The 10,484-nt window shown below is 60.1% G+C and carries 10 protein-coding genes and 1 pseudogene; 1 reads left to right on the top strand and 10 read right to left on the bottom strand.

Annotation, left to right across the window (positions count from 1 at the left end):
• Positions 1-32 precede the first annotated feature (32 nt).
• The 7 genes from DM08_RS11775 to rpoE all read right to left on the bottom strand — a co-directional run bounded on the left by DM08_RS11775 (position 33) and on the right by rpoE (position 7,204).
• Positions 33-932, bottom strand: coding sequence for a phosphate/phosphite/phosphonate ABC transporter substrate-binding protein (locus DM08_RS11775; RefSeq protein ID WP_035384861.1), 900 nt, complete (start codon positions 930-932; stop codon positions 33-35).
• Between the two features lie 80 nt (positions 933-1,012).
• Positions 1,013-3,097, bottom strand: a complete 2,085-nt coding sequence (flhA, locus tag DM08_RS11770; protein WP_035384860.1) for a flagellar biosynthesis protein FlhA — start codon at positions 3,095-3,097, stop codon at positions 1,013-1,015.
• 164 nt (positions 3,098-3,261) lie between these two features.
• Positions 3,262-4,671 (bottom strand): DegQ family serine endoprotease, encoded by a 1,410-nt coding sequence (locus DM08_RS11765; RefSeq protein WP_035384859.1) that lies wholly within the window; start codon positions 4,669-4,671, stop codon positions 3,262-3,264.
• A gap of 19 nt (positions 4,672-4,690) precedes the next feature.
• Positions 4,691-5,140: a SoxR reducing system RseC family protein gene (locus DM08_RS12420; RefSeq protein WP_051938223.1), complete on the bottom strand. Its 450-nt coding sequence runs from the start codon at positions 5,138-5,140 to the stop codon at positions 4,691-4,693.
• 2 nt (positions 5,141-5,142) lie between these two features.
• A complete protein-coding gene (locus tag DM08_RS11755) occupies positions 5,143-6,105 on the bottom strand; it encodes a MucB/RseB C-terminal domain-containing protein (protein WP_051938221.1) in 963 nt (320 codons plus the stop codon).
• Entirely contained in the window at positions 6,102-6,602 is a 501-nt protein-coding gene (locus tag DM08_RS11750; RefSeq protein WP_035384858.1) for a sigma-E factor negative regulatory protein, read from the bottom strand. The genes DM08_RS11755 and DM08_RS11750 overlap by 4 nt, the downstream gene beginning before the upstream one ends.
• Positions 6,603-6,604: 2 nt before the next feature.
• Positions 6,605-7,204, bottom strand: a complete 600-nt coding sequence (gene rpoE, locus DM08_RS11745) for an RNA polymerase sigma factor RpoE (protein ID WP_035384857.1) — start codon at positions 7,202-7,204, stop codon at positions 6,605-6,607.
• 206 nt (positions 7,205-7,410) lie between these two features.
• Between rpoE and nadB the strand changes: the two genes are divergently transcribed.
• Positions 7,411-9,003, top strand: coding sequence for an L-aspartate oxidase (gene nadB / locus DM08_RS11740; RefSeq protein ID WP_035384856.1), 1,593 nt, complete (start codon positions 7,411-7,413; stop codon positions 9,001-9,003).
• Here the strand turns inward: nadB and DM08_RS11735 are convergent.
• The 3 genes and pseudogenes from DM08_RS11735 to DM08_RS13055 form a co-directional block, all read right to left on the bottom strand.
• A complete protein-coding gene (locus tag DM08_RS11735; protein ID WP_035384855.1) occupies positions 9,000-9,446 on the bottom strand; it encodes a protein YgfX in 447 nt (148 codons plus the stop codon). The genes nadB and DM08_RS11735 overlap by 4 nt on opposite strands.
• Complete coding sequence (gene pgsA, locus DM08_RS11730; RefSeq protein WP_035384854.1) at positions 9,443-10,018, bottom strand: CDP-diacylglycerol--glycerol-3-phosphate 3-phosphatidyltransferase; 576 nt, start codon at positions 10,016-10,018, stop codon at positions 9,443-9,445. The genes DM08_RS11735 and pgsA overlap by 4 nt, the downstream gene beginning before the upstream one ends.
• Positions 10,019-10,082: 64 nt before the next feature.
• Positions 10,083-10,484: pseudogene (locus tag DM08_RS13055) on the bottom strand (hypothetical protein); the annotation flags it as partial.

Raw genomic sequence — 10,484 nt, 5'->3', positions numbered from 1 at the left:
TCTGTTATTTATCGTATTGATATCCATGCTGTTCAACGTTCGATCGGTCGCACCGTCCGCGAGAACCGATCCAGATAATCAACGACAGGCTGGTAGGTCGCGTTGCTTGCCAACTCGAACCTTGAGATGGGAAGACGCTCCAGAATCTTGCGGCCGCTTTCGCTGGAGTTTAACGCGAACAAGGTCTTGGCTACTTTATCCACCACCTCAGTCGGCACATCCGCACGCGCGACCCAACCGTTGTTGAGCAAGGCCTCGGTCTGCCATTTCACTTCCATTTGCGCTGCCTGCTCCGGGTGCTCTTTCACAAAAGCCTTCCACGGTACCGGCCAGGTCGCGCCCGCCGCGACCTCCCCTAGGTACACGTTCATGATGGACGACTCCTGCGAGCCAACATAACGGTTCTCGATATCCCGGTTCACATCGATCCCATGCGTATGCAGGTAGTACTGCGGCATCATGGTAGCTGCCAATGCGGTCAGCGCAGGATAGGAAACCTTCTTGCCCTTGAGGTCGGCGACAGAGCGAATGCCGGAATCCTTGCGCACCAAGATGATGCCGCGAAAGTCCTCATCGTCCCCCATCTTGCCAAATACCCGATAGCCAAATTTGAGTGAGCGCACGGTCTGATAGGGATTGGGCATGGCAATATCGAAATGCCCACTGTAGAGCTTCTTGTCGAACTCTTCGTAGTTACGCGATGCCTCAAGTTGGAAATGGGTACCGGGAATCGCGGCATTGAGCGTATCAATGATCGGGCCATACACTTCAAACAGTCGCGCGGGATTGTGCAGGGGGTGGATTCCCACAACGTACTCCTTGACGACCGCGCTCGCCGGCTGGCTGAACGTAGGCTGATACGGCACTTCCTCCGACTTGCCACACGCCGCTGCAAGCAATGCAACGAGCAACGCCATCCAATAGTTTTGCATGCCAGACCTCACAGGTAAGAAGTTACTCCGCAACACGCCGGATGTCTTCAGTATTTGCTCACCCGGCCTGCATGGCAGGGTCAGGCCCGACCTCCCACCATCGCAGTGACCCGCACCGATTTGAAGTCCGGCACCTCTTCGTGCGAGATCACGCGCAACTGGGGCAAGGCGCGCTTCAGGAAGCGGGCCAGCAGGACACGCAACTGGCCGGGCACCAACAGGACCGTAGGCAAGCCCAGCTGCTCCTGCTCTTGCGTTGCCGAGCGGGCCTCGCGCAACAGGGTATCGGCCAAGCCGGGTTCGATGGCGGAATGGCCGCCACCCGCCTGCATCGCCTGCATCAGGATGTATTCCAGTTCCTTATCCATGCCGATCACCTGCAACTCCTGCGCCGACGGGCAGTATTGCTGCACGATGGCCGGCCCCAGCGCGATGCGCACCAGCGAGGTGAGTTGATACGGGTCCTGCGTCTGCGGTGCATATTCCGCCAGCGTCTCGATGATGGTACGCATGTCGCGCACGTGCATGCCCTCATCGAGCAGGCTTTGCATCACCTTCTGCACGGTAGCGAGCGGCATCAGTTTCGGGATCAGGTCTTCGGTCAGCTTGGGAGCTATCTTGCCCAGATGATCCAGCAGCTGCTGCACCTCTTGCCGACCCAGTAACTCCGCCGAATAGACGTGGATCAGATGCGACAAGTGCGTGGCAACCACGGTGCCGGCATCCACCACGGTATACCCCATGCCTTGCGCCTGCTCACGCATGGATGCCTCCACCCACACGGCGGGCAAGCCAAAGGCGGGATCTCTGGTCGGCGTACCGGGCAGGTCGCCCAAAACATTGCCGGGATTGATCGCCAGAAACATGCTCGGGAAAGCTTCTCCCGCCCCGATCTCGGCCCCTTTCAGGCTGATGCGATAGGAATTGGGACGCAAGTCCAGATTATCGCGGATATGCACCGGCGGCGGCAGGAAGCCGATATCTTGGGTGAACTTCTTGCGTATCCCTTTGATGCGACGCAACAAGTCACCATCCTGAGTCTTGTCCACCATGGTGATGAGACGATAGCCGACTTCCAGCCCCAACACATCGACCTGCGCCACATCTTCCCAGCTAGCCTCCTGCGACTCGGTCATCGTGACCGGGGCCGCCTCGGCCACCGGGGCCTCACGTTCGACCTTCTGCTTGTTGAGCAGCCAGTAGGCCAGACCACCCATCGCCGCTGCCAGCAACAAGAATGAAATGTGCGGCATACCTGGGATGGCCCCCATCATGCCGATGATGATGGCCGTCAATACGATCACCTGCGGCTGGCTGAACAGCTGCCCGATAAGCTGCTGACCGATGTTCTCCTCGGTCGAGACCCGGCTGACGACCACGCCGGCGGCAGTGGAGATCACCAGCGCCGGGATCTGTGCGACCAGCCCGTCACCGATGGTCAGCAAGGTGTAGTTCTTGGCCGCTGTCGCCACGTCCAGGTTATGTTGCAACACCCCGACCACGAAGCCACCGACGATATTGATGAGCAGGATGATGATGCCGGCCACGGCATCGCCACGCACGAACTTCGAGGCACCGTCCATCGCCCCGTAAAAATCGGCTTCCTGTGCGATCTCGGCTCGGCGTTTACGCGCCACGTCCTCGCCGATCAGCCCGGCGTTCAGATCGGCATCGATGGCCATCTGCTTGCCCGGCATCGCATCCAGAGTGAAGCGCGCGCCGACCTCGGCGATACGACCGGCACCTTTGGTGATCACCACGAAATTGATGACCACCAGAATGGCGAACACCACGATACCGACCGCATAGTTGCCGCCGACCAGGAACTCGCCGAACGACTCGATCACCTTACCCGCCGCATCCGGTCCGGTGTGTCCTTCCAGCAGCACGATACGGGCGGATGCCACGTTGAGCGACAGCCGCAACAGCGTAGTGATCAGCAGAATGGTCGGGAAGGCCGCAAAATCAAGCGCCTTGGTGGTGTTCATGCTCACCAGCAATACCATGATGGCGATGGCGATGTTGAAGGTGAACAGGATGTCGAGCAGGAACGGCGGCAAGGGCAGCACCATCATGCCGAGGATCATGATGATCAGTACCGGCCCTGCCAGCGTGCGCAACCCCGCGCGTTTGATGATGTCTTGCAGCTTAACTAGCCAGTCCATTGCTTCCCCGCTCAAATGACAATCTTGCTGATGCCCATTATCGGCACCCGGAGTAAATGCAATGGCCGGAATAACGCGGGATTAAGACTGCAATTCGGTCAGGCGATGCGCTGGACACGGTGGGCGATCCGGCGCACGGACCGCCCCGAGGAAAGGTCAGCGGGTCATCTCTCGTCCAGCTTGATGGCCACGTAGGAGGCCCCTTCGCCCCGACGTACCAGCAATGCGACATTCCTGCCGTTCGGGACTTGCTTCAGCACACTGTTGAACTGTGCGAGGCTGACGATCTCGATATTGCCGATGGCGAGGATCACGTCCCCACGTTGCAATCCGGCCTGGCGTGCGACACTGCCCCTTACCTCTTCCACGACCAGCCCGCCGCTGACGCGCGGCGTTTTCTGTTCGGCACTCCGCTCGCTGACGCTGATGCCCAGACGTGGCAGATAGTTCGCTTCGGCAGTCGGCGACTTGCCCCCGCGCGGCGCGGCCTCGGCCTCGTTGTCGTTCGGCATCTCGCCGACGGTCAGTTTCAACTCCCTCACTGCACCAGAGCGCCATACTTCGACGCTCGCCTGGCTTCCAGGCCGCGCGTTGCGCACCATGCGCGGCAAGTCGCCCGCCGTGGCCACCACCTTGCCATTGAACTTGAGTACCACATCGCCGAAGCGGATGCCGGCCTTATCCGCCGGGCCATCCTTCTCCACGCTGCTGATAAGCGCGCCCTGAGCCTTGCCCAGCCCGAAGGATTCAGCCTTGTCAGTCGTCACCTCCTCGATGGACACGCCGATACGCCCGCGCGTAACCTTGCCGCTGGTACGCAGCTGCCCGGCGACATCCAGTGCCACATCGATGGGAATGGCGAACGCCAAGCCCATATAGCCGCCGGAACGGCTGTAGATCTGCGAGTTGATACCGACCACCTCGCCTTTCATGTTGAACAGGGGACCACCGGAGTTGCCGGGATTGATCGCCACATCGGTCTGGATGAAGGGCACGATGTTCTCGCCCTTATCGTTGGGCAAGGAGCGCCCCTTGGCGCTGACGATACCTGCTGTCACGCTGTTGCTGAAACCGAATGGCGAGCCTATCGCCACTACCCACTCCCCGACCTTGAGCGCGTCCGGCGCGCCGGTCGCCACCACGGGCAAGCCTTGGGCTTCGATCTTGAGCACGGCCACATCGGTACGCCTGTCTGCTCCGATCACCTTGGCCTTGAACTCGCGCTTGTCGGTCAGCCGCACCGTGATCTTGTCGGCACTGTCGACCACATGGGCGTTGGTCAGGATGTAGCCATCCTGGCTGATGATAAAACCGGAACCTAGCGACTGGACCTCCTGGTCATGCGGCGCTTGCTGAGGAAAGAAACGGCGGAAATATTCGAAAAAGGGGTCGTTCTCGGCCAGGCCGGGAAACGTTTGCTGCGGTGATTTCGCGACCTGGACGGTACTGATGTTGACTACGGCAGGGCCTTGCTTCTCGACCAACTCAGTAAAGTCGGGCAACTCCCTGGCCGAAGCCACGCTTGCTTGGAACGACAGAACAAAAACCAATGACTTAAGAAAATTGGACCACATATTTCCTCCAGTTTATCGATCAATCTCCCTGCCAGCGTCGGGCGATATAGGCCTGTCCGCCGGCCTTGCTGCGACGCCGCGTCAGTACGTGTGACAAGAAAAAGCCGAGCAACAACCCCGTCCCCGCCCCGAATGCCGCGTAGCCGTCACGCTGACCTACCTGCTGCACCAGGGCAGCTCCGAACATCCCGCCCAGCAGCAATCCGGTCAAAGGCAACAGGTACACCATCGCCACCCCGTGCAATACCGCCCCCTCGCCGATGGCGATGACCACTTCATCCCCGGCTTGGGCGGCGATCGGGTTTTTGACACGGAACAGGCGCTCCTTGTTGGAGCAGAACATCTGCGAAAGTTTGCTGCTGCCGCAGCCCTTGCCCTGACAGGTGGCGCAGCCGGAGACATCATGACGCGCCTCGACCCAGGCTTGCCGGGCATCGGTACGGACGACGATGGCGCGTGCTTCCAGCATGGTCACTGACCGGCGTAACGCACGGAATCGGCTATCTGGATCACAGTACGGGCAGGCACCTCACCCACTACGGTCACGCGAAAGCCGTCCATGGAACGGCTAACGATATTGATGGCCCCGTGGCTGGTCAGCCCGCCGACCTCATCCGGGCGGCGCTCCGGCTCTATGAACACCGAGACACCTGCCAATCCGTCGCTGTAAACCTGCTGAATCACAGGTTGTTTCCGGTCACGCAAGGGGCGACGAATCTCCGTCAATTTTTTGAATCCTGCCGGTATGGCATCCACCCGCCAGCCCGTATTGCCCAGCACAGTCAAAGCTGGCTTTGGCTGCGACACCTCCGGAGGTGTGTTCACCGAGGCCAGCCAGGTACGATCCAGATTCTTGCCCACACTCAACTGGGTGAACGCATACTGCTCCACCGGAGCCCCTCGCTCGTCCAGCATGATGCTCTTCAACAGCAGCCCGGAATCGAGATGGGCCCACATCTTGTGGGTGTACCGCAAACCGTCGCGTGGCTTGAAGATGATCGCTTGCGCCTCGAACCCGGCGACACGGGAACGCTCGGCCTCATGGATCTGGTAGTTTTCGCGCAGCGAAGTGAGTTGCTCGGGCAGCAAGTCCGGGAAAGAACGTCGATTCGCACTCTTCTCTACGCGCACGCTTTGGTGCTCGCCCAGCACACACCACACCTGACCGTTGTCCCGATAGACCTCGCGATGGGGGCCGTCCAGCGATTCGATATGTTCGTGCTCCCCCTTGGCATCCAGCAGATGGGCGATGCGCGACGTCTCCACATGGCTACCGTGCTGGTAGACGAACGTACCACTGAATTCGGTCTTGTGGGCAGCAAAGGCCAAAGTCTGTAACCAACCGGTATCGACCGGGCTGCCCGGTTCAGCCTGAACGGGCAAAGCCACACAAACGGCCCCCACCGCCAGATAGCGCAGGCAACGGACTATCATCGTCCCGTCTGCCCAGAAATCACGGTCCGCGCATAGGGCGCGGCTCCCCGGATATCCGAACTGGGCGACATCTCCTGATGCGCCATCAAGTAATCATCGACCCCACCCTCGGTGGAGTAACTGGCGGGGCGTACACTGAGCTCTTGCTGTTGGGCCGCGACCTGGGGAGCGGCTTCCGGAGAGATCTGCACTGACATCCATGCGACCACCCCGACGGCCAACACCGAAGCGGCGGCGGACAGCGCGAACCAGCGGGCCTTCTGCTGGCGCGTGCTCGCTCTGGGGGCCAACACCGTGGGCTCAGCCTGCAAACGGGCACGCAACTTGGCGCTGATATCGGCATGAGCCTGATCCGGCTGACGCAGGATGTCGCCGATGAGGTGGTACGTCTGCCAATCTTCGTCTGCCTCGGGATGGCGCTTCATGACATCGAGCAGCGCTTCTGCATCATCATCAAACAGCTCACCATCCATCAGTGCGGAGATTTGTTGTTTCATAGCTACCACCTCGTATCTTTGTTGGTGCCCAACAGTGGGCGTAAATTCTGTGCGATGGCCTCGCGGGCCCGGAAGATGCGCGAGCGGACCGTTCCTACCGGGCAATTCATCACGCTGGCGATCTCCTCGTAGCTCAGACCCTCGATCTCTCGCAACGTCAATGCGGTACGCAAATCATCCGGCAGTTGCTGCAAGGAGGCGTTCACCGCATCGACCACCTGCCGGCTCATCATCTCATTCTCCGGCGTACTGACTTCGTGCAGCAAGCCGGCATCCTCGAAGCTTTCGGCCTCTTCGGCATCGAATGGCGTACTGGTCGGAGCGCGTCGCCCACTTGCCAGCAAGTAATTCTTCGCCGTATTGATGCCGATACGGTACAGCCACGTGTAGAACGCACTCTCTCCACGGAAGGCCGGCAATGCCCGGTAAGCCTTGATGAACGCTTCCTGCGTCACATCCTCGACCTCCGCCGGATCGCGGATGAAGCGTGAGATCAGCCGTCCCAGCTTGCGCTGGTATTTGGCGACCAGCAACTCGAACGCGCGCTTGTCTCCGCGCTGCGTCCGCTCCACCAGTTGTTGATCTACTTCCCTGTCACCCATCTCTGTCTCGCTATACTCGCTATATGTGCCCTCACAAGGGCGCGCTAGTATAACCGCACAGGGATGGTTCGGTAAGCTTCAAACTACACGTGAGAACAGACAATCCGCCTGGCAATTAGTTCACCCATGTCGGAATTTTTCCCACATTCCCTGCACACGGGATTTTCGGATATAGTTCGGCCCATAATCACTCTAGCCAAATTTCCGTGCGCTTCGACACCCTGATCATCGGCAGTGGACTTGCCGGTCTCTCACTGGCACTCAAACTGGCCGACCAGCAAAGGATCGGCCTGATCACCAAGAAATCCACTCTGGATGGGGCCAGCGGACAGGCGCAAGGCGGTATCGCTGCCGTATTGTCATCCGATGATTCTTTCGAAGCCCATATCCGCGACACCTTGATCGCCGGTGCCGGATTGTGCGACGAGGCCACCACCCGCTTCGTCGTCGAGCATGGCAAGGCCGCCATCGACTGGCTGATCGCACAGGGTGTCGCCTTCACCCGGGATGAAGCCAGCGAGCGCGGCTATCACCTGACGCAAGAAGGCGGGCACAGCCATCGCCGCATCATTCACGCCGCCGATGCGACGGGTCATGCGGTACAGGCCACGTTGGCTGCGCGCGCCGCCGCCCACCCCAACATCACCATACTCGAACGGTACAACTCGGTCGACCTGATCACTGGTGCTAAGCTGGGCCTGCCCAATGATCGTTGCTACGGTGCCTACGCACTCGATTGCGTCACCGGCCAAGTCACCACGCTCACAGCACACAATACCGTGCTGGCCACCGGCGGCGCAGGCAAGGTCTATCTGTACAGCACCAACCCGGACACCGCCACTGGTGACGGGATTGCCATGGGCTGGCGCGCAGGGTGCCGGGTCGCGAACATGGAATTCATCCAGTTCCACCCGACTTGCCTCTACCATCCCCATGCGCGCTCGTTCCTGATCTCTGAAGCAGTACGTGGTGAAGGCGGGCTGCTCAAATTGCCTGACGGCACACGTTTCATGCCCTGGCATGATGCACGCGCAGAACTGGCTCCACGTGACATCGTGGCCCGTGCGATCGACTTCGAGATGAAAAAACGCGGACTGGACTGCGTCTACCTGGATATTTCCCACCAGCCGGAAGCGTTCCTGCAGGAACACTTCCCCAACATACTTGCCCACTGCCATGCGTTGGGGATAGACATCACCCGGCAGCCCATCCCTGTCGTGCCGGCTGCTCACTACACCTGCGGCGGGCTGATCACAGACCTGAACGGGCGCACCGATCTCGACCACCTCTATGCAATCGGGGAAACCGCCTACACTGGGCTGCACGGTGCCAACCGACTGGCCAGCAATTCGCTGCTCGAATGCCTGACCTTCGCGGAAGCCGCTGCACAGGACATCCTGGCCCAACCACCCGCCACGTTGCCCGAGTTGCCTGGCTGGGATGAAAGCCAGGTGACCGACGCTGACGAGGAAGTGGTGATCTCGCACAATTGGGCCGAGCTGCGCCGCTTCATGTGGGACTATGTGGGCATCGTACGCACCAATAAACGCTTGCAGCGGGCGGCCAACCGGATTCGCCTGCTACACGACGAGATCGACGAGTACTACGCCCATTTCCGGATCAGCTCAGACTTGTTGGAGTTGCGCAATCTGGTACTCTCCGCCGACCTTATCGTACGCAGTGCACAACAACGCCGCGAAAGCCGGGGGTTGCATTTCAGCAAGGATTACCCCGAATCGCTCCCTGGCGCGCAACCGACGATCCTCACACCGCCCAACTTCAAGCGCGCGCAGCCCTAGCCTGCCCAGCCCCACTTCAACCAGACCCTCAAGGCCCGAAACGACTCGGCATTCAAACTGTCCGGCAAAATGAGCAGTCGCCGAGTGGTCCGCTCATCCTCGGAGATCAGGGCCAGCACGATCAACCACGGAGTCACCAGGCAGTCAGCACCTAATTTGACCACCATCGACCGACCATCGCGTAATTCCATCCCGACACCCGAGTCATCCAGCCGCAACGCCACACACGACGACGATGCCCGCAACAGGGCGACGCGAGCAAGCTCATATGCGCAATTGAACAGCAGTGCCGCGATCACGGCGACCTTGACCCAGGCGGGTACAGCCAGAACCACGATGGAGACCGTGGCAACCCCATGCGCGACAAGTACTGCCATGGCTAGCAGGTAGGAAGGACCGAGTTGGATGCGCTGTTGCGGGACAGCGACAGGGCTGCGACTCACTCGCGTTGCTTGCGGGAAATCTGGGGCATGGCCAACATCAGGTAATACACCATGGACCAAAGCGTCAGCACAGCCGCCAGATAAATGAGCCAGGTGCCCACCTGATGTGCCGACACCCCCATCACAGGCTCCTGATACAGCAGCAGCAAGATGGCCAGCATCTGGAATGCCGTCTTCACCTTCCCTATCATCGACACCGCCACACTCTTGCTGGCACCGATCTGGGCCATCCATTCGCGCAAGGCGGAAATGGTGATCTCCCGTCCGATGATGATGAATGCAATGAACGCCGCCACTTGGCCCAACTCCGCCAGCACGATCAGCGCAGCAGCCACCATCAACTTGTCAGCGACCGGATCAAGGAAGGCACCGAAGGCCGATGTCTGGTTCAGCGAGCGGGCCAGATAACCATCCAGCCAGTCGGTCACCGCAGCCAACGCAAAGATCAGCGTACTGAACAGATGCTTCTGATGGACATCGAGCAAGGTATCCGGCAGATAGAGCAGACAAACGAAGACCGGAATCATCCAGATCCTGAACCAGGTCAATAAATTGGGGATATTGGTGGGCATGGCCGATTATACAAACGAAAACGCCCCCAGAGGGGGCGCATTCGCAATTCACCCGAGCAGGGCGTTACTTTCTCACTGGCCGCGACGGCGAAAATGGCTGGGATGGGGCCACCTCTGGTGTAGCCACCTCCGACGGCGGCACGACCTCCACGGCTTTGCTCTTCGCCATCGGCTTGCTGACCACAGGCTTGCTCAACGCAGGCTGAGGCTCAACCACCGGCGCATCCGCTGGTTTGGCTGATTCCACCGCAGGTGCTAGCCGGGAAGGCTGCTCGACCTTGACAGGCTTGGCCGGAACAGGCTTCGCAACTGCCTTGACGACAGGTTTCGACCCCGCGAACGGCATCGCTACAGCATCCTCGACAGGCTTGGCGGCCTCGACTGGTTTAGCCACTTCGACAGGCCTGGCCACCTCGACAGGCTTGGCCACTTCGACAGGCTTGGCCACCTCGACAGGCTTGGCCAC

This window comes from Ferriphaselus sp. R-1, assembly GCF_000746095.1.
GTDB lineage: Bacteria > Pseudomonadota > Gammaproteobacteria > Burkholderiales > Gallionellaceae > Ferriphaselus.
This window is presented reverse-complemented; position numbering and strand designations above follow the sequence as displayed.

Bases quoted from the DNA above. Each gene is read 5' to 3' on its own strand.
- pgsA (WP_035384854.1), bottom strand. From the start codon at position 10,018: ATGCCCACCAATATCCCCAATTTATTGACCTGGTTCAGGATCTGGATG.
- DM08_RS11750 (WP_035384858.1), bottom strand. From the start codon at position 6,602: ATGAAACAACAAATCTCCGCACTGATGGATGGTGAGCTGTTTGATGAT.
- DM08_RS11765 (WP_035384859.1), bottom strand. From the start codon at position 4,671: ATGTGGTCCAATTTTCTTAAGTCATTGGTTTTTGTTCTGTCGTTCCAA.
- rpoE (WP_035384857.1), bottom strand. From the start codon at position 7,204: ATGGGTGACAGGGAAGTAGATCAACAACTGGTGGAGCGGACGCAGCGC.
- DM08_RS11775 (WP_035384861.1), bottom strand. From the start codon at position 932: ATGCAAAACTATTGGATGGCGTTGCTCGTTGCATTGCTTGCAGCGGCG.
- DM08_RS11755 (WP_051938221.1), bottom strand. From the start codon at position 6,105: ATGATAGTCCGTTGCCTGCGCTATCTGGCGGTGGGGGCCGTTTGTGTG.
- DM08_RS12420 (WP_051938223.1), bottom strand. From the start codon at position 5,140: ATGCTGGAAGCACGCGCCATCGTCGTCCGTACCGATGCCCGGCAAGCC.
- flhA (WP_035384860.1), bottom strand. From the start codon at position 3,097: ATGGACTGGCTAGTTAAGCTGCAAGACATCATCAAACGCGCGGGGTTG.